Source organism: Bacillota bacterium (assembly GCA_023511455.1).
In the GTDB taxonomy this organism is placed as follows: domain Bacteria; phylum Armatimonadota; class HRBIN16; order HRBIN16; family HRBIN16; genus HRBIN16.
Genome location: JAIMBJ010000020.1, coordinates 36,542 through 57,791, shown reverse-complemented (window position 1 = coordinate 57,791; position 21,250 = coordinate 36,542). Strand labels below are relative to the sequence as shown.

At 59.2% G+C, this 21,250-nt stretch carries 20 protein-coding genes; 9 read left to right on the top strand and 11 right to left on the bottom strand.

Annotation, left to right across the window (positions count from 1 at the left end; all coding sequences use genetic code 11):
* Positions 1 to 149: 149 nt before the first annotated feature.
* Positions 150 to 2,285, bottom strand: a complete 2,136-nt coding sequence (locus K6U75_11380; protein ID MCL6475640.1) for a dockerin type I repeat-containing protein — start codon at positions 2,283 to 2,285, stop codon at positions 150 to 152.
* A gap of 174 nt (positions 2,286 to 2,459) precedes the next feature.
* Between K6U75_11380 and rfbD the strand changes: the two genes are divergently transcribed.
* From rfbD to lspA, 3 genes are read left to right on the top strand one after another with little or no spacing between them, the layout of a single operon-like run.
* Positions 2,460 to 3,341 carry a dTDP-4-dehydrorhamnose reductase gene (gene rfbD / locus K6U75_11375; GenBank protein MCL6475639.1) on the top strand — a complete coding sequence of 294 codons (882 nt, stop codon included), beginning with the start codon at positions 2,460 to 2,462 and terminating at the stop codon, positions 3,339 to 3,341.
* 8 nt (positions 3,342 to 3,349) lie between these two features.
* A complete protein-coding gene (ileS, locus tag K6U75_11370; protein ID MCL6475638.1) occupies positions 3,350 to 6,115 on the top strand; it encodes an isoleucine--tRNA ligase in 2,766 nt (921 codons plus the stop codon).
* The gene (gene lspA, locus K6U75_11365) at positions 6,112 to 6,579 is read left to right on the top strand and encodes a signal peptidase II (GenBank protein ID MCL6475637.1); all 468 of its coding nucleotides are present in this window, start codon (positions 6,112 to 6,114) and stop codon (positions 6,577 to 6,579) included. The genes ileS and lspA overlap by 4 nt, the downstream gene beginning before the upstream one ends.
* Here lspA and K6U75_11360 read toward each other — a convergent pair.
* Positions 6,564 to 7,613, bottom strand: coding sequence for a glycosyltransferase family 9 protein (locus tag K6U75_11360; protein ID MCL6475636.1), 1,050 nt, complete (start codon positions 7,611 to 7,613; stop codon positions 6,564 to 6,566). The genes lspA and K6U75_11360 overlap by 16 nt on opposite strands.
* Positions 7,591 to 8,364, bottom strand: coding sequence for a siderophore biosynthesis protein SbnG (locus K6U75_11355; protein ID MCL6475635.1), 774 nt, complete (start codon positions 8,362 to 8,364; stop codon positions 7,591 to 7,593). The genes K6U75_11360 and K6U75_11355 overlap by 23 nt, the downstream gene beginning before the upstream one ends.
* 121 nt (positions 8,365 to 8,485) lie before the next feature.
* Here K6U75_11355 and K6U75_11350 point away from each other — a divergent pair, with 121 nt between their 5' ends.
* Entirely contained in the window at positions 8,486 to 9,610 is a 1,125-nt protein-coding gene (locus tag K6U75_11350) for a Gfo/Idh/MocA family oxidoreductase (GenBank protein ID MCL6475634.1), read from the top strand.
* Here the strand turns inward: K6U75_11350 and K6U75_11345 are convergent.
* From K6U75_11345 to K6U75_11325, 5 genes are all read right to left on the bottom strand, one after another.
* Positions 9,558 to 9,923: a hypothetical protein gene (locus K6U75_11345; protein MCL6475633.1), complete on the bottom strand. Its 366-nt coding sequence runs from the start codon at positions 9,921 to 9,923 to the stop codon at positions 9,558 to 9,560. The genes K6U75_11350 and K6U75_11345 overlap by 53 nt on opposite strands.
* Position 9,924: 1 nt before the next feature.
* On the bottom strand, positions 9,925 to 10,140 hold the full coding sequence (locus tag K6U75_11340) for a hypothetical protein (GenBank protein ID MCL6475632.1): 216 nt from the start codon (positions 10,138 to 10,140) through the stop codon (positions 9,925 to 9,927).
* A 110-nt stretch (positions 10,141 to 10,250) separates the two neighbouring features.
* Positions 10,251 to 11,435: a trypsin-like peptidase domain-containing protein gene (locus K6U75_11335; GenBank protein ID MCL6475631.1), complete on the bottom strand. Its 1,185-nt coding sequence runs from the start codon at positions 11,433 to 11,435 to the stop codon at positions 10,251 to 10,253.
* A complete protein-coding gene (locus tag K6U75_11330; GenBank protein MCL6475630.1) occupies positions 11,395 to 12,798 on the bottom strand; it encodes a bifunctional folylpolyglutamate synthase/dihydrofolate synthase in 1,404 nt (467 codons plus the stop codon). Before K6U75_11330 ends, K6U75_11335 begins: the two co-directional genes overlap by 41 nt.
* 33 nt (positions 12,799 to 12,831) lie before the next feature.
* Positions 12,832 to 14,079, bottom strand: a complete 1,248-nt coding sequence (locus K6U75_11325) for an MFS transporter (protein ID MCL6475629.1) — start codon at positions 14,077 to 14,079, stop codon at positions 12,832 to 12,834.
* A 179-nt stretch (positions 14,080 to 14,258) separates the two neighbouring features.
* On the opposite strand from K6U75_11325, the gene K6U75_11320 reads away from it, so the two are divergent.
* From K6U75_11320 to K6U75_11300, 5 genes are read left to right on the top strand one after another with little or no spacing between them, the layout of a single operon-like run.
* Complete coding sequence (locus K6U75_11320; GenBank protein MCL6475628.1) at positions 14,259 to 15,443, top strand: 4Fe-4S dicluster domain-containing protein; 1,185 nt, start codon at positions 14,259 to 14,261, stop codon at positions 15,441 to 15,443.
* Entirely contained in the window at positions 15,430 to 15,903 is a 474-nt protein-coding gene (locus K6U75_11315; protein ID MCL6475627.1) for a cyclic nucleotide-binding domain-containing protein, read from the top strand. The genes K6U75_11320 and K6U75_11315 overlap by 14 nt, the downstream gene beginning before the upstream one ends.
* A 19-nt stretch (positions 15,904 to 15,922) precedes the next feature.
* Complete coding sequence (locus tag K6U75_11310) at positions 15,923 to 16,738, top strand: FAD/NAD(P)-binding protein (GenBank protein ID MCL6475626.1); 816 nt, start codon at positions 15,923 to 15,925, stop codon at positions 16,736 to 16,738.
* A gap of 2 nt (positions 16,739 to 16,740) precedes the next feature.
* Complete coding sequence (locus K6U75_11305; GenBank protein ID MCL6475625.1) at positions 16,741 to 17,520, top strand: oxidoreductase; 780 nt, start codon at positions 16,741 to 16,743, stop codon at positions 17,518 to 17,520.
* Complete coding sequence (locus K6U75_11300) at positions 17,510 to 18,799, top strand: Ni/Fe hydrogenase subunit alpha (protein ID MCL6475624.1); 1,290 nt, start codon at positions 17,510 to 17,512, stop codon at positions 18,797 to 18,799. The genes K6U75_11305 and K6U75_11300 overlap by 11 nt, the downstream gene beginning before the upstream one ends.
* A gap of 12 nt (positions 18,800 to 18,811) precedes the next feature.
* Here K6U75_11300 and K6U75_11295 read toward each other — a convergent pair whose 3' ends face one another.
* From K6U75_11295 to K6U75_11285, 3 genes are read right to left on the bottom strand one after another with little or no spacing between them, the layout of a single operon-like run.
* The gene (locus tag K6U75_11295; GenBank protein ID MCL6475623.1) at positions 18,812 to 18,967 is read right to left on the bottom strand and encodes a hypothetical protein; all 156 of its coding nucleotides are present in this window, start codon (positions 18,965 to 18,967) and stop codon (positions 18,812 to 18,814) included.
* 4 nt (positions 18,968 to 18,971) lie between these two features.
* On the bottom strand, positions 18,972 to 20,105 hold the full coding sequence (locus tag K6U75_11290) for an ABC transporter permease (GenBank protein MCL6475622.1): 1,134 nt from the start codon (positions 20,103 to 20,105) through the stop codon (positions 18,972 to 18,974).
* 9 nt (positions 20,106 to 20,114) lie between these two features.
* Positions 20,115 to 21,248, bottom strand: a complete 1,134-nt coding sequence (locus K6U75_11285) for an ABC transporter permease (GenBank protein MCL6475621.1) — start codon at positions 21,246 to 21,248, stop codon at positions 20,115 to 20,117.
* Positions 21,249 to 21,250: the final 2 nt, after the last annotated feature.

Sequence of the window (21,250 nt, the reverse complement as noted above, 5' to 3'; positions counted from 1 at the left end):
CGCACCCACAGCTCAGGCGTCTGGCGCATCGCGATGGCAGGCATCACCAGCGGGTCTTTGGGCGCAGGCAGGTCGGCACAGACCGAAACTGCAGTCGCCACGATGAGCAATACCGAAAACGCGGTTTTCACTGGCTTTCCTCCTTGTCGTCAGTAATCTAACCGTCCTCCGACAGAGTAGTCCTGTTCGTCCAACGAGCCAATCCAGTAGTGGTTCCACTCCCCGAAGAGGCGGGCATACATTTCGGCGTCGGGCAGCCCTGTGCCTGACTGGCAGCCTTGTTGCCCCATCCACCACTGGTACAGAGCGTCCCATATTTGTTTGTTAAATTGGTACCACTGGCCTTCTGCACTCTCTTCGTAATCGTTCGACAGACCGTCCCCGTCATCATCCGACCCCTCTTTTCGGTTCCCCGGTAGAAATACGCCACGCGGCCGGATATACTCGTCGCTGAAGCCTCCCCATGCTCGGAGGAATTGGTCTCTATGTGCAAACTCGTGGGTAACAACCCTCGCAAGCAGATCGATACCGTCCGCAGTAAGCGCGTAGGGGTCTTCTACCTTTAAGGGAGAAACCGCAGCAGGCAAGATGTAAATCCGCCCTCTGTATTGTTCGGCAAACGGCTCTGGTCCCAGTGCCCCCATGAAGTCGAAGATACCGAGAACTTCGATGGCACCGATCCGTCGCAGCAATTCGGATGTCTCCTCGTCGATATCAATATCCTCAAGGATTTCCTCTAAGGTCATAGGAAGCCAATGGACGATGGGATAACGAAGACCGTACTCTTCGTTGAAGCGCGGGACGACCGCTCCCCAGTGCCCGGGCCGGTTGTGGAACCAATTGGGTACCGGCCAGGTACCGAAGACAGATTGTCCGCGCGAGTCGTCTATCAGCTCGTTCGTATAGAGGCGGTCGTACGGCTCGACGTAGTGAATATCAAATCCCAGCAAGCGCTCACCGGTCTTCTCATCTCGCTGCTCAATCCGTCCAACGGGTGGCGGTAATGTCATGCTGAACACTGCCGACGCGCCGAACTGGAAACGACGATGGGGTTCGTCTGGCGAGATAGGCTCCGTCGTGAAGGAAACGGACACCTGCCCATCGGGGTCGGGGTTCTGTACTGTTTGGGTTCCCCACGGCGTGGTGAAAGTGACGCTTTCGAGCTTCCATGCACGCCCTCGCTTGTTTGCCGTGAAACTCAGCCGAGAAGCCCCTTGCCCTGAGGGAATAGGCGTTGTGGAAAGTAAATTCCCCCAAGGGTCTACCGCTTCAACACCCAAGTGTACGGTAGGACGTTTAACGATTCTGAAACTGCGCGTAATCTGCTTCCTCGAATCCATCCTTGACAGGTCAGGTGAAAAATCTATGATGGTGCAGCGTACGGTAACTGTACGTTCGTACTCATAGGGTTCCAGTACCGGAGGGAAATACAGCGCCGAGGGTGCATACGGAGCAATGGGAGCGATAGAACCGCCACCAGATACAATCTCCCATTGGAACAGCAAACTGGGCGTGCTCCACTGGAAGTCGAAAGCATAGGTCGTTCGCTCGCGGTTGGACAGGGTTCTGCTGCCATCTGCCGATTGGGAAAACACGTCATCATAGTCCTGCGCATACACGGAGACCCCGATTGGGGCGTCCTCGAGGGCGGCGTCTGCAAATGCCTCTCCCTCTCTCGGAGTAATGAAAAACGCTTGAATGGGGTCTCCGGGCAGATAGTACCGCTTAGCGGCGGATTGCCCGGTCAAATGGCGAGCCTGGCCTTGCGGTGCCCCGCTCACCTTCACCCACCACAAGCCGGATCGCGGTAGATGCAGGGTAAATGGCTCCCCACTCTGAACCTCCATCCAGTACACTATCTGGTCAGGGTCGTCCTCGCGCAAAGCCTCAATGCGCACGGGCTGAGGCGCGCCAACCCAGTCCTGCAGTTCGACACTCCCTTGCAGAGCATATCCCTCACTCGCCGCAGGCATGCGGGGCAGCGTGGGGTCAAACGGCTCCGCACCCACCTGTCCAAAGTTGCGCTCCACAATGCCGAAGTCAAACAGGGTCACTTCGCCGTCGCCGTCCAAGTCAGCACGCGGCTCCCAGTTGGGGTCGCCGGGCACGCTTCCCATCGCGCTGACCACAATCCCGAAATCCAGGAGGGTGACTTCGTTATCGCCGTCGCAGTCGCCGTTGAGCAGGGTGATGTGGAGGTCTTGGGCTTGCAGGGGAGAGACCAGTAAACACACGCTCACCGCTGCCCACGCGATAAGGGGGGGGCAGAAAAGCGCAGATTGCAAGACACCTTGATAAGCCTCCCTTCGCACTCGCCCGACAACACGGGTTTGGTTAGAATATACACCACGTATTGGTGATTTGTCAAGGTTTTCTCAGACCCGGCAAGCGATTTCCGTTACCTCTCCCCAACTTTCAGATTCTGGTATAATCTTGTGCAGAGAGGCGTTTATGGGGCGGTGAGGGACACGGTTCTGGTCATCGGGGCAAGTGGAATGCTGGGGCAGGATATCTGCGCCCGCTTTGCGCCCCACTTCCATCTGCTCACCGCAGCGCGGCGTGCGGGAGATTTCACGCTGGACATCACCGATACCGCCGTCGTGCAGCGCGTGGTCGAGCAGGCTGCCCCGAACGTGGTGATACTCTGTGCGGCACACACGGACGTGGAGGGCTGCGAACGCCATCCCGAAGAGGCATACCGCACCAACGCTTTTGGAGCGGCGAACGTGGCGTCCGCCTGCGCAGATGTGGGAGCGCGGCTGCTGTTCATCAGCACCGATTTCGTGTTCGACGGCAGCAAGCGCAGCGGCTATACCGAGTGGGACCCTCCCCGCCCGCTGAACGTGTACGGCGCCAGCAAGCTGGCAGGAGAAGAATGGATACGCCAGTCCTGCCCGCGCCACTGGATTGTGCGCACCGCGTGGCTGTACGGCACGGCGGGAAAGTGCTTCCCGCGTACCATCCTGAACGCGGCGCAAAAGGGCAAGCCGCTGCGCGTGGTGAATGACCAGGTGGGTTCGCCCACGTTCACCTGGGATTTGGCGGAAGTGCTGCTGCAGATGGTGCAAAGGGCGGTTCCGTACGGCACGTATCACGCTGTGAACAGCGGCTCCGCCACATGGTACGAACTGGCGTGTGAAACATTGAGGCTGGCGCGAGAACGCGGATGGCTTGAGGCGGAGGTGCCTATCACACCGATTAGCAGCCGCGAGTGGCTGTCGCCAACGCAGCGTCCTGCGTATTCAGTGCTGGCGATGGAACGGTTGCGCTGGGCAGGTATCCCCCTGCCCCGACACTGGAAAGAGGCGTTGAGAGATTTCATGTATCGTTTGAACGGATGAGGTGAGCAATGGACTGGGATCACACATTGAATCTGCCGAAAACCTCCTTCCCGATGAAGGCGGACCTGGTAAAGCGAGAGCCGCAGTTTCAGCGGTTCTGGCAGGAACAGGACATCTACCATAAGGCACTGGAGAAACCCGCTCCGCGCGGTCTGTTTATCCTGCACGACGGTCCCCCGTATTCCAACGGGGACATTCACATGGGGCACGCGCTCAACAAAACCCTGAAGGACATCATCGTCAAGTTCCGCATGTTGCAGGGCTATCGGTCGCCGTTCGTGCCCGGGTGGGACAATCACGGCATGCCCATCGAAAACGAGGTCACCAAAGAGTTCCGACGCAAAGGCGAAAAGCCCGACAAGGTCACCCTGCGCAAGCGTTGCCGCGAGTACGCCGCGCACTTCGTCAACCGGCAGCGCGAGCAGTTCCAGCGACTGGGCTGTATCGGCGACTGGGAGAACCCCTACCTCACCATGTCCTGCGAATTTGAAGCCACGCTGGTGCGCGTGTTCGGGGAGCTGGTGGAGCGGGGCTACATCTATCGCGGTCTGAAGCCGGTGCTGTGGTGTCCGGTGTGCGAAACCGCGCTGGCGGATGCCGAAATCGAATACCATACGCATACCTCGCCATCCATCACCGTGCGCTTTGCCCTGAAGGAAGACCCCAACGGCGTCTTTCCCGACGAAGACGGGAAGCGGGCATACATCCTGATATGGACGACCACCCCCTGGACCATCCCGTCCAACCTGGCGGTGGCGGTACACCCCGCGGAGCCGTATGCCATCGTGGAAACGGACGGTGTGCAATACCTGCTGGCAGAGGCGCTGGTGGAAAGCACCATGTCCCGCATCGGCGCGAAGGAGTACCGCGTGGTGCGCACGGTGCCGGGCAATCAGCTTTCGGGGCTGTTGTTCCAGCATCCCCTGTACGGGCGCGAGTCGCCGGTGGTGTTCGCGGACTACGTGACCATGACCGAAGGCACTGGCGTGGTGCACATCGCCCCCGGGCATGGCGAAGAGGACTTCCACACCGGTCAGGAATACGGCTTGCAGGTGCTGTGTCCGGTGGACGTGCAGGGTAAGTTCACCAGCGAGGTGGGCGAGCGCATCGCTGGCAAATACGTGCGCGATGCCGATGCGGAGATTATCGAGTGGCTGCGGGAGCAGAGCGCGTTACTGGCATACGAGCCTTACGAACATCAGTACCCCTACTGCTGGCGCTGTCACTCCCCCCTGCTGTTCCGTGCGACGGTGCAGTGGTTCATGAACATCGACCACCACAATCACCGTCAGCGGTGTCTGGAAGCGATTGACCGCGTGAAGTGGTTCCCGCCGCAGAGCATCAACCGCATCCGCAGCATGGTGCAGGCACGCCCTGACTGGTGCCTCAGCCGCCAGCGGGCGTGGGGCGTGGGTATCCCCGCTTTCTACTGCAGGGCATGCGGCGAGGTGCTGCTGGACCCTGCCATCATCGCCCGCATCGCCGACGAGGTAGAGAAGGCAGGCAGCGACGTGTGGTTCGAGAAACCTGCGGAGTTCTTCCTGCCCGAAGGCATCAGGTGCCCGAAGTGTGGCAACACCACCTTCGATAAAGAGGATGATATTCTGGACGTGTGGTTCGACAGCGGCTGCACGCACCGCGCCGTGCTGGAGCACCGCCCGGAACTGCGCTGGCCCTCCGACGTGTATCTGGAAGGTTCCGACCAGCACCGCGGCTGGTTCAACTCCAGCCTGATGATTGCCGTCGCCACGAAAGGCGATGCCCCTTACCGCGCGGTCATCACCAACGGCTGGATGCTGGACGGCGAAGGACGCGCCATGCACAAGTCCTGGGGCAATGTCATCAGCCCGCTGGAGGTCATTCACAAATACGGCGCGGACGTGCTGAGGTTGTGGGTGTCCAGCTGCAACTACTTCGAGGACGTGCGACTATCCTTCGAGATTCTGGACCGCACCGCCGAGGCATACCGGCGCATCCGCAACACCATGCGCTTCCTGCTGGGCAACCTGTACGACTACGATCCCGCCCAGCACCGCGTGGTGGAGAGCCAGATGTTGCCGCTGGATCAGTGGGCGATGGCGCGCACCCGCAAATTGCTCGCGGACTGCGTGGCAGCCTACGAGGTTTACGAGTTCCACCGAGTGTACCAGAACGTGCATAACTTCTGCGTGGTAGACATGAGCGCGTTCTATCTGGACGTGCTGAAAGACCGCCTGTACTGCTCGCCGCCCACTTCGCACGAACGCCGTTCGGCGCAGACCGCGTTGCACTTTATCGCGCAGACGCTGGCGCAGCTGCTCGCGCCCATCATCACGCACACCGCGGAGGAGGTTTGGCAATCCCTGCCTGGCGAGAACAAACCGCTGAGCGTGTTGCTCTCGCAGCTGCCTGAGGACCCCTTCTCGGTGCACGATGCGGCGATGCTGGAGCGGTGGGAGCCGGTGCTGGCGATGCGCGAAACGGTGAACAAGGCGATCGAACAGGCGCGGCAGTCGGAGATGATTCGCCGCTCGCAGGAGGCCGCTCTGCACATCAAGCTGGACGACGAGACCTGGAGCGCACTCAAACCCTTCTTTGTCGACCTGCCGACGCTGTACATGGTATCGTCGGTAGAGGTAGAGCAATGGGACGAAGAAGAGGTGTTAGTGACGGTACACAAAGCGGAGGGCGAGAAGTGTCCGCGCTGCTGGCAGATTCGCACCGATATCGGTGTGGACGCAGAGTATCCCGACCTGTGCGCGCGCTGTGCCACTGCGGTGAGAGCCATCGCATGAAGATATGGTTCTTCGCAGCCACTCTGCTGGTTATCACCCTGGATCAGGTCAGCAAGTGGTGGATACAATGGAACCTTGCGCCCGGCCAATCGGTGCCGGTTGTGCCGGGCGTGTTGCAGTTCACACTTTCGTTCAACTCGGGCATTGCGTTCGGGCTGTTTCCGCAGTATGGGCGCGCCTTTTTGTGGATCTCGCTGGTGCTGGTGGTAGCCGTGCTGATATACTACCTGCGCCTGCGCGATGCCTGCGCATGGACAACCGCCATCGCCAGCCTTTTGGTGGGCGGCGCGCTGGGGAACGTGCTGGACAGGATACGGCTGGGACATGTCGTAGATTTTATTGACTTCCGCGTGTTCCCGGTGTTTAACGTGGCGGATACGGCGGTCACATGTGCGACCATCCTGTGGATTATCCGGCACTGGGTACTGTTGTCCGCCGGGCAGAATGCTCAGAGCGAGAGTTGAAGGATGCCAGCCGTAGCCTCCAGCACCTCCTCCGCACGGATTCTCTTCATGCACTCCCTGTCGTGCACGCACCGTTCGGCAGTGCATCCGACGCATGGCTCGTTATGGCGGATGATAACGTGTCCCTCGCCGAAGGCACCGGTGTACACAGGGTCACTGACTCCATAGAGGGCAACTACCTTCGTGCCCATCGCTGCCGCGATGTGCATGGGGCCACTATCAGCGGTAATTAACAGACGGAGCAAGGGCATCAGTGCAGCGGTCTGCAGTATCGTCAATCGACCAGTCAACATCAGGGGATGGGTGCGGCAGTTCGTGAGTATCTGCTGGGCTAAAGGTAAGTCTCGCTTGCCTCCAATCACGACGCACTGCACACCCCTTTCAGCCAGCATGTCACACACCTGGGCAAAACGGTCGGCAAACCACTGCCGGTGTTCGCGGCTCGCGCCCGGATGAATACCCACGAGAGGCGTTTCACCGTTCCACCCCGCCTGACGGAGCTCGCGCCCGGCGGTTTGCACGTCCTCTGAGGAAGGATAAAGGAGGGGACGGTAATCGGAGGTGTCACAACCGAGCAGCTTCACCACATCGCGGAAGTGCTCCAGTGTTTCGTGGCGCGAAGGATGGTGAGGTACGCAAGCCGTATACAGCCGCTGGAACCTGCTTTTGCGTCTGACCCCCACTCGCAACGGAATGCCTCCAAGCCATGCGTGCAGCACCATGTCCGCACTGTCGTCAAGTATCACCGCAAGGTCAAACCGCCCCTTGCGAAGCCGGCGGATAAACTGCAGTTTGCCCCACAGCCCCTGATGGGTGGGACGTAGCCAGAGTTCGTCGATACCCGGGAAGTTCCGCAGCACCTCTGCCGCTCGCTCGCCCACCTCCACGCAGAGATAAGCCTCCGCAAACCGCCGACGCAGGCAGTACAACGCCGCCGTGCTGTTCACCACATCGCCGATATGCTCGCGCATGAAGACGAACACACGTGAAGGCTGGCAGTCCACCGCTGCCCTACCCTGCCAACTCTTTCTCAAACGTCTCCTTCGCTTGGCGGAACCCATCCATCAGCAGACCCATTTCATGCGCCACGGTGAAAAAGCGCGCACCCATAGCATACTGCTCTTTGGGAGGCGGCACGTTGCCCGCGATTCCCCATGCCTTGCCGTGTCGGGCGCAAGCATCGGCTAGTCGCGCCATTGCCTCCTGCAGGAGAGGATGTGTGAAGTCACCACGCACACCCAAACTCTGCGACAGGTCGGCGGGACCTACCAGCAACAGGTCCAACCCCTCGGTGCCCGCGATGGCATCGATGTCTTCTATGGCTTCCTTACGCTCGATCATCACGCCCAGCAGGATTTCGCGGTTCGCCCACCTGTAGTACTCGTCCGAGAACTCTGTCCCGTAGGCGATATCCACACTGCCACCGATGCCGCGCCAGCCCAGCGGGGCAAACCGCGCCATTCGTACAAACTCCCGTGCATCTTCTCCGCCTGTGCAGTGAGGCAAAAGCAGCCCCGTTGCCCCCGCCTCCAGCGGACGGATAACATCGTTGTAACTGCCACGCGGAATACGCACCAGCGTCTCGATGCCTTTCGCCCGCGCCGCCAGAATCATCTGCGATACCTGTTCGAGCGTGAAATCCGAATGTTCCATCTCGATCCACACGCAGTCGTAGCCTGCAATACCCATCATCTCCACAATCTTCCAGTGCGGTACCGTCCAGACGATGCCCACCAGCACCGGTTTACCCTCGCGCAACTTCTGAAGCACCTTGTTGACGTGCATCTTCACTTTCGCCTCCTGTATGTGGAGTTCTCTTTCGCGCCCACGCCCATCGGTTCCTGTCGGGCAGGGAATCCGTGCCCACAACCGAAACTAGCCATAACCACCCGTCAGGAGGAACACGATGAGCATCAGCGTTGGCATTGTGGGCGTAGGACAGTTCGGCAGGCATTTCATCCGGTTGTTCCGTGACCATCCCGACGTACACCGCATCGCTCTCTGCGACCTGAACGCCGAGCGTCTGGCGCACGCTGCCAGCGAGTTTGGCGTCACCGAAACCTACTCCTCGCTGGACGAAATCTGCCGCAGCGACCTGGACGCCCTCGCCATCATCACACAGCACTGGCTGCACGCGGAACAGGCGATACAGGCGATGGAGTCGGGCAAGCATGTATACAGCGCGGTGCCCCCAGCGTACGCGCGTGAACCCGAGCAGACCCTGGAACTGTGTGACCGTCTGGTGGAAACCGTCCGACGCACCGGGCAACTCTACATGCTGGGTGAAACCACCTTCTTCCGACCAGAAACCATCTTCTGCCGGCAGAAGGCGCAGGAAGGGGCGTTCGGGCACTTTGTTTACGCTGAGGGCGAATACTTCCATGACATTTCGCACGGACTATATGAGGTGCTGCGCAACCGCTGGGGCGAGCAGTTCGGCAGGGATAAGACCGGCGATCCGCCCATGTACTACCCCACCCACTCCACCAGCGGGGTGATTAGTGTCATGGGCGCACACATGACCGAGGTCTCCGCGCAGGGATACATCTATCCCGATGACGAGTGGCACCGTCTGGACACCATCTGGGGTAACCCCTTCTGCAACGAGGTGGCTCTCTTTCGCATGAGCAACGGCGCGACCGCTCGCATTTGCGAGTTCCGCCGTGTCGGTCATGTGGGACGGGAAGGGTTCCGCATCTACGGCACGGAAGCGAGCTTCGAGAACGACGTTTCCGGAGCGAAGTGGGTCACCAAAAGCGGCTGGGAGCCGGTAGACCTGAGCATGGTCGGCGAGCTCCTGCCCGAGCCGCTGGCAGCCGACAAAGGAGGGCATGGAGGCTATCACGCCTATCTCGTACACGAGTTTGTGGATGCCTGCAACAGGGGACGGTTGCCGCGCATTCACGTTTGGGAAGCGGTGCGGTATCTTGCGCCCGGCGTGGTAGCGCACATGTCCGCCCTGCGCGATGGAGAACTGCTCAAGGTTCCCGATTGGGGCGATCCGCCTCAGCAGGCTCAATCAGGTACCTGACCAGCAGGTCGTGGGCAACGTAATAATGTACAGAATACTCTGCCGGGCGTGAGTAGATAAGCCCTTTGGGTACGGCGTGAAAGAAGAGGTCGGCGATATGCTGCGCGTCCTCGTGGGAAACGCGCCCGCCATCCACGCGCGTGATGGATAGATGCAGGAGGTCGTCCTCACCCTCGAACTGCACCCGGAAGTCGCCGAGAATCGCGCCATAGCGTTCACGCCGTTCGAGCAGGATGGGCACCCCTGCCTGAACGTCCTCGACAAGCGCACGCAAAACCCGACGAACTTCCGGGTGCTGATCGGTCACTCGCATTTTATTGCTCCTTTGCACGCCCGGGTGGGCGAGGCATACAGCGACAGTGCGCTACCTTGACCTCGTTTCCCTGCGTCCATGTCATCAGCGGCTCGTCAAACGTTATCGGCTCTCCACACACCAGACAGGTAAACAGCCAGTTCGGGCTCTCTACCATCCGGGGCTGGGATGGCTCTGCGTGTCGGAGCCGCCTGTTACGCGCCAGCGTCTCTGCCATCGCATCCCAACCTCCTTTCAGCCAGCAGCGGCTGGGCACTGGCAAAATACTCAGACGATTGGCGCAGCCTGCAGGTTTCACCCGAATCGGTATTTCGAACAGGATTTTTTCTAAATCCCCGGCACGGGTCGCCCGAAGCGGTCGAAAGGATGGTCGGCGACGCGCAGGCGAACCCTTCCCCGCTCGCTGCCGCGCTGTATCAGCAGGGTAACCTCTGCACCAGCGGGCATGGAGGCAATCATGTTCTTCAATTCGCCCGGAGAGGACACTCTCTTCCCATTACACTCCAGGATGACATCGTCAATGTCCAGTCCGGCAAGGTCGGCAGGGCTGTTGCGGAACAGGTTGGCGACAATGACGCCCTGCACCGTCTCGTCTTCCACTCGGGCGGGGATAATCCCCAGCCATCCACGCGACACCTTGCCGTCGCGCAGGAGCAACTCCATCACCCGGCGCGCCTCATGACTGGGTACGGCGAACCCGATGCCCACGTTGCCCCCACTCTGCGACAGGATGGCGGTGTTGATGCCCACCAGCTCGCCGCGAATGTTTACCAGCGCGCCACCCGAGTTGCCGGGGTTAATCGCCGCGTCGGTCTGGATGAAGTCCTCGTAAACCGAGATGCCGACATCGCGCCGCCCCTTCGCACTGACGATACCGGCGGTCACCGTCTGACTCAGCCCGTACGGGTTGCCGATGGCAAGCACCCATTCACCGACCTCCAGCGCACGCGAGTCGCCCCATTTGATGGCGGGGAGGTTACTGGCGCGAATACGCAGCAGAGCCAGGTCGGTCGCCGGGTCGGTACCCACTATCTGGGCATCCGAAAACTTGCGCCCATCCGCCAGCGTCACCGTGATGCGGCTGGCTCCCGCCACGACATGGTTATTGGTAAGTATCAAACCGTCGCGGCTCACAATGACGCCGGACCCGAGGCTGCGCACGACGCGCTCCGGCTGACGAAACGGGATGTCTTCATCGCCAAAGAAGTAGCGGAACAGCGGGTCATCGAACAGGGGCGACCTTCTGCCCGGGATGATAGTCGCTGCGCTGATGTTCACCACTGCAGGGGTTGCCTGCCTCGCCACTGCCGCGAACGCCTCCGAGCTCGTCTTCAGCTGAGTGGAAGCCTGTTCGAAGGTGGGCAGTTTGGGCTCGGTGGGGACAGGTGCAGTGCGCGACCGCGTGCCCAGCCACCAGCCAGCGAGCAGCGCAAGCGCCACCAGCAGCACCACCACTCCTGTGAAATGCTTTTCAGTGCGATACATCGCCAGCGTTTTCTCCTGAAACTGCATGGATGGTTCCCTCCTCTATGTGGGCTGTTTGGCGAGAAGCGGTTTGCCACTTCTCCACCGGTACTTCTCCTATCACGTAAAAACTGCCTGTTACGCACACAAGGTCATCTGCCTGCGCCATACTCATTGCGCGCTCCACCGCCTCTGGCACCGACGGAACGATGTCGTACGGGGGCAAGGTCACCGTAGCAGCTTTCGGCAGGTCTGTTGCGGGACGTCCGCGCGGCTCGCTGGGTTGCGTAAAGATGATGTGTGAAGCCAGAGGCGCCAGCGTATCGACCACCGCCTGCGCGTCGTGCCCTTTGGTCATCCCCATGACCAGTATCAACCTGCGGTAGCGGAAGGTATCCTGAATGGCTTGAACCAGGCACTCGACAGCGCTCACGTTATGCGCCCCGTCCAGCAACAGCGTCGGTGAACGCCTGACTATCTGCATCCTGCCAGGTAAAGTCGCATGTTCCAGCCCCATGCGGATTGCGCTTTCAGGTATCTCCACACGACAGGCGTGCCGCAGTGCCTCGATAGCCGCGATGGCGACCGCGGCGTTGGAACATTGATGCTTGCCCAGCAGACGCAGGCTCAGGTGGCGATACACCCCATCTGTGGTACGCACCGATACCCTCTGTCGCGCCCGATGCACTCCCTCATCCTGCCAGTGCACGGTACGCACCGGCGGCGGAACAACCATGCGTTCCGGCTTCACCTCCGTCAGAGGCACGCCGGCTCGCTGCGCATGTTCACGAATGACCTCCAGTGGCTCTTGCTCGGTAACGCCGGTAACCGCTGGCGCACAGGGCTTGATGATGCCCGCTTTCTCCGCCGCGATTTTACCCAGGGTGTCTCCCAGCCTGTCCATGTGGTCCCAGCCGATGGACGTAATCACGCTCACCAGCGGACGCACTACATTGGTGGCATCCAGCCTGCCCCCCAGACCCACTTCGATCACAGCAAAGTCTACCCTCTGTTCGGCGAAACAGCTGAAGCCAACCGCCGTCTTCAGCTCGAACTCTGTCACTTGCCCCAGCGGCGTCTGCGCCAGCTCTTCGATGTGCGGTTTTATCCATGTCACCAGCCTCGCGAAGTCCGCCTCGGGGATCATATAGCCGTTGACCTGAATGCGTTCGCGCAGGTTGAACACATACGGCGAGAGGTACAACCCCACCTTATACCCTGCCGCCTGTAAAATAGTGGCGATGAACGTGCAGGTAGACCCCTTACCGTTCGTGCCCGCCACGTGGATAACACGCAGCTGATGGTGAGGATTGCCCAAACGCTCCAGCAAGGCTTCGAACCGTTCGTTGCCCAGCTTGATGCCGAAGCGTTTTAATCCCTGCATATACATGACTGCACGCGAGTAGTCCATTTCGCCTCCTTCCCTGCTTGCCAGATTTCGATATCACACCGCTGGTAGCTGCCGCACGTCGCGGCGTGCCGCGGTGAAGCCCACTGCCAGCGCACAAACGACAGCACCCGTCACCAGCGCAGAGGTGGCTGTCCATTGCGAGGCTATCCAGCCCATGAGCAGGTTGCCAAATGGAGCCAGCCCCATCAGCGCAAACACATGCAGCGACATCGTGCGACCCCGCAGATGCTCTGGGCTTAGAGACTGCAATAGTGCATTGATGGAACCCAGAGTGCTCACTGCCGACCCGCCAACCAGCACCAGACAGGCAAGCGACAGCAGATAGCTGCGCGACAGCGCAAACAGCGTCAAGCCCATACACAGCCCTGTTGCCGCTGTAATGACCACCTTTCCCCGCGGAACACTGCCCGCTACCCTCGCTAGGGTTAGCGCACCCATCAACGCGCCAAAACCCGTCGCCGAAAAGAGATTGCCCAGTCCCTGTTTGCCCACCTGTAAAACATCGCGAGCAAACACAGGCATCAACGTGGTGTATGACATGGCAAAGATGCTTAACACGCAGTCCAGAAGCACCAGGCTTCTCAATAAGCCGTCGCGATAGACGTATATCAACCCTTCTTTCAGCTCCGACCACATGGAGAGGCGGTCCACAGGGCCCCGGCTGGGCGTCGCCGGTATCCGCAAAAGAGCAATGATGATGCCCAGGTAGCTCACCGCATTGAGCATGAAACACCATCCCGCGTTGACCATCTCGATGAGTTTACCCGCAATGGCAGGACCCAGAATACGCGCGGTGTTGAACGCAGCAGAGTTCATCGCCACCCCTACGGTCACAAACTGCGCGCCGACCAGGTCCATGACCATTGCCTGCCGGGCAGGGGCATCCACTGCGGTCACAAGCCCGTTCAGCGCAGCGATGAGTGCAATGTGCCAGAACTCCACCCGTCCGGTCAGAATCAACACTGCCAGCACGAAAGCATTGACGGCAAACAGTGCTTGCGTGGTGATAACCAGCCTCCGCTTTTCCATGCGGTCGGCGACCACTCCACCAAACAGGCTGAACAACGTCGTCGGCAGCGAACCGACAAAACCCAAAAGACCAAGAAGCAGTTTGCTGTTGGTGATTTCGTACACTACCCATCCCTGAGCGACTGTTTGCATCCAGCTTCCGAGAAAAGAGACAAACGCCCCAATCCAGTAGGAGCGATAAACGCTATTGTGCCAGAGCGCCACAGCAGAAGGAGGCGAAAGCTCGGAGCTATGTTCCCCGTGTCGTTTCATACGTTATCATTTTAACATGCATGTTTTGTATGGAGCAACCCGAAAAAGGACTCTGCACAGCTTGCTTAACCATAAAGGATATGATATTCTATTTGTTGAAGTAATTGGAGTGAGGAAACTATCTCACTGATAGTCCATTCTTTCGGACAAGGATTTTATTCTGCTGGAGGAAATCTTCCATGCCACAGTCGGGTGCTGTTACAGAAAACCGATGGATACTGCCTGCCGCAGAGTTCCAGCAGCTGCTCGACAGCCTGCAACGCCTTGGTTACCAGATTATCGCCCCTACCCTTCGAGATGACGCCATCGTGCTCGAGCCGATAGAGTCCGCCGACGACCTGCCCATCGGTTTGACCGATGAGCAGCGCGCCGCAGTTTACCGTGTCAAAAGGCGTGCGGACAAGACTTTCTTCGGGTACGCCGTGGGACCACGCTCGTGGAAATACTACCTTTATCCCCCCAACCTGCGACTGTGGCAGGCAAAGCGAAACGGCGACGGTGGCTTCGAGGTCATTCCCGAAGAAGGAGAGGCACCCCGTTATGCCTTTCTCGGTGTACGTGCCTGCGAGCTGGCGGCAATAGCCATACAGGATAAAGTGTTTCTCGGCGAGGAGCACCGCGACCACTTCTACGCACGCAGGCGCGAGAACGCTTTGCTGATAGCCGTCCACTGCACCCATCCTGCAGCAACCTGCTTCTGTACCTCTATGGGAACGGGTCCTCGAGCGCGGGGCGGTTTCGACCTCGCGCTGACCGAAGTGTTAGACAGCAAAGAACACTTTTTCGTGATAGAGGTCGGCACGGAACTGGGCTTGGCGGTGCTGGACGGAGTGCCTGTTCAGCCCGCCACCGAAAGGCATTGGCAACAAGCGCAGCAGGTGGTAGAGAACGCCGCCCGGCGCATTGTCAAGCGCATGGACACCACGGACATCAAAGACCTGCTCTACCGCCATCTGGATAGCTCTCACTGGGAAGATGTAGCGAAACGCTGTCTGACCTGCTCGAACTGCACGATGGTCTGCCCGACCTGCTTCTGCCATACGGTGGAGGACGTAACCAATCTGCAGGGAACCGTTGCCGAACGGCGGCGCAAGTGGGATTCCTGCTTCCACGTGGACTTCTCCTACATTCACGGCAGTCCGGTGCGGGTTTCTGAAGCCTCGCGCTACCGCCAGTGGATAACGCACAAGCTGGCATCGTGGCAGGACCAGTTTGGCGTGATCGGTTGCGTGGGATGTGGACGGTGCATTACCTGGTGCCCCGTTGGCATAGATATCACCGAAGAGGTGCGGGTCTTGCGGCGAAGCGAGGAGGGCAAAGCTGCCCAGTCATCACCAAAGGAGGAGAGCCATGCGAACGCTTGAACCCATCCTTGCCGAACATCCCTTCTTTGCTGGGTTGGACAAACGACATCTGGAAGTCCTCACCGGCTGCGCATCGAATGTGGTTTTCCAGGAAGGGCACATCATCTTCCGCGAGGGAGAAGAGGCAAATACATTCTACCTCATCCGCGAAGGTAAAGTAGCCCTCGAGATACATGCCGCAGGCATGGGAACGATTACCATCCAAACATTGAACTCAGGAGACATCTTAGGGTGGTCGTGGCTGGTTCCACCTTATCGGTGGCACTTCGACGCACGAGCGATAGAGGCCACCCGGGCTATCGCGATGGACGGCGAGTGTCTGCGCCGCAAGTGCGAGCAAGACCACGACCTGGGCTATGAGCTGCTGAAACGCTTTGCGGAGGTTATTACTCAGAGGCTTCAGGCAACGCGCCTGCAGCTGCTGGACGTTTACAGCACCAAAGAGAGGCACACCACGTAGAGGGGGCTTTTCTGTGACGATGGTTCCGAGTCCTTTTCGAGTTCAGCAAGTGAGACACGAGACTCACGATACCTTTACCCTTGAGCTCGAGCCGGTAAAGGGGTCGGATAGCTTCGCTTTTCAGGCGGGGCAGTTCAACATGCTCTACGTGTTCGGCGTTGGCGAGATACCCATCTCTATCAGCAGCGACCCGACCAACCCGCGCATCCTCATGCACACCACGCGCGAGGTGGGCACTGTGACGAAGGCGATGGGGAAGCTCAGACGGGGAGATGTCATCGGGGTGCGAGGTCCCTTCGGTACTCCGTGGCCCGTTGAGCAGGCGGAGGGCGCAGACGTGGTGATTGTAGCTGGTGGCATCGGGCTTGCGCCCCTGCGCTCCGCGCTGTATCAGATGCTCGCCAACCGCGACCGTTACGAGAAAATCGTCCTGCTGTATGGAACACGCACACCCAACGACATCCTCTACAGGCGCGAACTGCAAAGATGGCGCTCACAGTTCGATTTGGAAGTACATATCACCGTCGACCGCGCGATGGGTGGCTGGCGAAGCAACGTGGGGGTGGTCACTTCGCTGATACCTCGCGCGCCCTTTGACGCCCGCAACTCGATCGCGCTGGTATGCGGCCCGGAAATCATGATGCGGTTCACCGTGCTGGAACTGCAACGACGAGGCGTTCCGCCCTCGCAAATCTACATTTCGATGGAACGCAACATGAAGTGCGGAACAGGCATCTGCGGACACTGCCAGTTCGGTCCTTACTTCGTCTGCAAGGACGGACCCGTGTTCCGCTACGACAGGGTACAACATCTGTTTGAGAGACGGGAGATATAGTGATGGCGCGCACCACCAAACCCAAACTGGCTGTATGGAAGTTCGCCTCCTGCGATGGATGTCAACTGAGTCTGCTCGACTGCGAAGACGAACTGCTGGAAGTCGCGGGGACAGTAGAGATAGCGTACTTTCTGGAAGCCAGCCGTGCGACGGTCAAGGGGCCGTACGACATCTCGCTCGTGGAGGGTTCCATCACCACGCCGCACGACGCGGAACGCATCCATCAGGTACGTCGTGTGTCGCGCTTCCTGATTACCATCGGCGCGTGTGCGACCGCCGGCGGTATTCAGGCACTGCGCAACTTCAAAGATGTGCGTGAATTCATCTCTCTCGTGTACGCGACGCCGCAGTACATCCAGACGCTGAGCAGATCCACGCCGGTGCATGACCATGTGTTCGTGGACTTCGAGCTGCGCGGTTGCCCGGTGAACAAATACCAGCTGCTGGAAGTCATCAACGCTTACCTCAACGGGCGCAAGCCGAACATCGCTCCCCATAGCGTCTGCTCCGAGTGCAAGCGGCGGGGCATTGTGTGCGTCATGGTAGCCAAAGGCACGCCCTGTCTGGGACCCGTCACCCACGCGGGATGTGGCGCGATATGCCCATCGTATTCCCGTGGATGCTATGGCTGCTTCGGCCCGAAAGAGACACCGAACACGCAATCGCTCAGCAAGCGATGGAAGCAGCTGGGCGTTAAAGAGGAAGACCTGATCCGTGCCTACCGAGGATTCAACGCCTATTCCGAAGCCTTCCGAAGAGAGAGTGAAAGCCATGAAAGGTAACACGATTAAGGTAGACTACCTGGCGCGGGTAGAAGGTGAAGGCGCCCTATATGTCCGCTTCAAGGGCGGACAGCCAGCGGAGGTGCGCTTTAAGATATTCGAACCTCCCCGCTTCTTCGAAGCCTTTCTTCGCGGGCGAAGCTACCGTGAAGCGCCTGACATCACCGCTCGCATCTGCGGGATATGCCCCATCGCCTACCAGATGAGCGCGGCGCACGCAATGGAAGATGCCTTCGGCATCAAGATCGAGGGCCCCATCCGCGACCTGCGACGACTGATATACTGCGGCGAGTGGATTGAAAGCCATGTCCTGCATGTCGCGATGCTACACGCCCCCGATTTTCTGGGCTACGAAGACGCCATCCAGATGGCACGTGACCATCCCCAGATAGTGGAAACCGCACTGAAGCTGAAAAAGGTGGGAAACGACCTGGTGACCCTTATCGGCGGCAGGGAGGTTCACCCGATTAACGTCAGGGTGGGAGGCTTCTACAAGGTGCCCCGCCGACGTGACTTGCAGGAGATAGAGGAACGCCTGAAATGGGCGCGCGACGCCTCCATCCAACTGGTGAAGTGGACGGCAAGCCTGCCCACCCCCGAGTTCGAGCAGGACTACGAATTTGTCGCTCTGCGCCGCCCGGCGGAATATCCGTTGAACGAAGGGAGACTGGTTTCGAACAAAGGGCTGGATATCGCTATCGATGAGTTTGAGGCGCACATTGTGGAAGAGCACGTGCCCTACTCCAACGCCCTGCACGCACGCATCGCCCGTCGCGGTGCATACATGGTGGGGCCGCTGGCGCGGTTCAATCTGAACTTCGACAGGCTCTCACCGTTGGCGCAGGATGTGGCGAAGGAGGTAGGGGTCGTCGCGCCGTGTCGAAACCCCTTCCAAAGCATCGTGGTACGTGCTATTGAAACCCTCTACGCCTGCGATGAAGCGTTGCGCATTATCGCCAACTACACCATGCCCGATAAGCCCGCCGTGGAGGTGCGTCCTTACGCGGCGACAGGTCACGGCTGCACCGAGGCTCCACGAGGCATCCTCTACCATCGATACCGCGTCGACGAATACGGCACCATTCTGGATGCGAGAATCGTACCACCTACCGCCCAGAACCAGAAAAGCATCGAGGCGGACCTTTGGAGTCTGGTGAAGGCAAACGCGGACCTGCCTCTGGAGCAGCTGCAGTGGCGATGCGAACAGGCAATACGCAATTACGACCCGTGTATCTCCTGCGCCACGCATTTCCTCAAGATGCAGGTGGTCAGGGAATAGCACCAGCGGACACTAAACGTGCATCTCGTTACTTCCGGCGGGGGCGAGGCTCCCGCCGAACTGTCTCCCCTTCCCGCGTGCGGTGAGCTCAGGTGGGACTCCGCTGACGAGGATGCTCACATTCCAGATGATGGTCACCACGAAGCGCACCGACGGAACCCGGTACACTACCCTACTCCAGCCTCTTTGTAAAGCGTAAACTTGCCATGGCAAACAGTATCAGCCCCAGCACCAGCAGCATCAATGCGTCACCCCACAGAACCTCTATCCCGACCCCTTTGAGGAAGATGCCGCGAACGATGTTCAGGAAATAACGCAGGGGGATAAGATACGTTACCCACTGGATAACTCGCGGCATGTTCTCGATGGGAAACATAAAGCCCGACAACAAGATGGAAGGCAGCATAATAAAGAAAGCAGTCATCATCGCCTGTTGTTGTGTGTGGGATACTGTGGAGATAAATAGCCCCAGTCCCAGTGTGGTGAGCAAGAAGACGAGCGCCAGCGCAAAAAGCAGCAACAGGCTTCCCCGTAAAGGCACGCGGAACCAGAACATGGCTACCAGCAGAATCAGCACGATATCCACAAACCCAATCAGCACAAAAGGGATAGTTTTACCTGCCATCAACTCCGTTGACCGAACGGGGGTGACGATAATCTGCTCCAGCGTGCCGACTTCGCGCTCCCGCACAATCGCCATGGAGGTCAACACCATGGTGACCACCAGCAGGATGGTACACAGCACACCCGGCACCATATAGTTCACACTTCTGAGCTCGGGATTGAACCACACGCGCGTACGCTCTTCAATGATGGACAGGCGTATCCATTGCGTGCTCAGCCTCTGCAATCTCTCGCTCAGCACCTCTTCCGAGTACTTCTTCAGCACGCCAGACGCATAACCCAGTACCACGCCTGCAGTTGTAGAATCCGTGCCGTCCATAATAACCTGCAGCGGTGCGCTCTCGCCACGCACCAGTCTCCTTGCAAAGCCCCGGGGGATGTGTACGCCTGCCTGCACCCTGCCGCTGTCCATGAGAGCCACAAGGTCCTGAGGGCGATCCAGCACGGCAACCACTTCGAAATAGCCGGTGTTGCTAAAGCGAGCGACCAGCTCCCTGCTCTCACGGCTTCTATCGGCGTCGATGACAGCGGTGGGGATATGTTTGATATCGGTGTTGACCGCGTAGCCGAAAATGATAAGCTGGACAACGGGCGCAATTATGACCAGCCGCAACATCCTCGGGTCGCGCCGCAGCTGGATGAACTCCTTACGTATCAGATGCCGAATCCGCTGCCAGGACATACCCTTACCTCACAACCTCTTCTGGAATCGGCGCACGCTCACAGCGATAGCAATCAGCCCAAAGGCAATCAGCGACAGGGCGGGCTTCCATAGCACCTCGGGTCCCACTCCCTTGAGGAAAATGCCGCGCAGAATCACGATGAAATAGCGAGCCGGTATCAGATAGGTGAGATATTGCAGAACCTGCGGCATTGCACTGATAGGGAACATGAAACCGGAAAGCAGCACCGATGGCAACATTGTGCCCAGCATCGCAGCGATAAACGCTACCAGCTGCGTGCGCGCTATCACCGAAATCAGCAAGCCGATACCCATCGATGCGAACAGAAAAACTGCCGAGTGCACCAGCAACAACACGACGCTACCCCTTAATGGCACACCGAACAGCAGCCGCCCTGCTGCCAGCACCAGCAACACGTCCGCGAAAGCAATGATAACATACGGTACGATTTTGCCTATCATCAGTTCGTGGGGCATGATGGGCGAAACTACCAGCCGCTCAATCGTCCCCCGCTCGCGCTCGCGCACAATGGTCAGCGATGTCAGCAGTGCGGAAATCTGCATCAAGATGACGGCAATCAACCCCGGCACGATGAAATAGGTGCTCTTCATTTCGGGGTTGTACCACACGCGCGGCTGTAAATCGAAGGGCATTGCCAGTCGCTCCACAGGCAACCCGGCACGAGCAGCCTGTCGCCGTGCGTAACCGACGGAGATTGTCTGGAGGAATCCCGATACGTAGCTCTGGGCAATCGTGGCGGTGGTGGAATCGGAGCCGTCAATCAGCGCCTGCACCTGCGGCGGCTTGCCCGAAGCCACATCACGTCCGAACCCTCGTGGAATCACGAAAACCAGCCTCGCTCCGCCACGTGCAAGCACCATATCTGCCTGCTCCGGCCTGTCCAGATACAGCACGATGTCGAAGTACTCGTTGTGCTGAAGAGAGCGAATGAACTCGCGTGAAGCGGAAGTTCTGTCTTCGTCCAGAATCGCCGTGCGCAGATGACGCACATCCAGATTGATCGCGTAACCGTAAAGAATCAGCATGAGCACCGGTAGCACGATAACCACCGCCAGCGTGCGTATGTCACGGAGGACATGAATGAACTCTTTGCGCATCACTGCGCGAATTCGCGTCCACATGT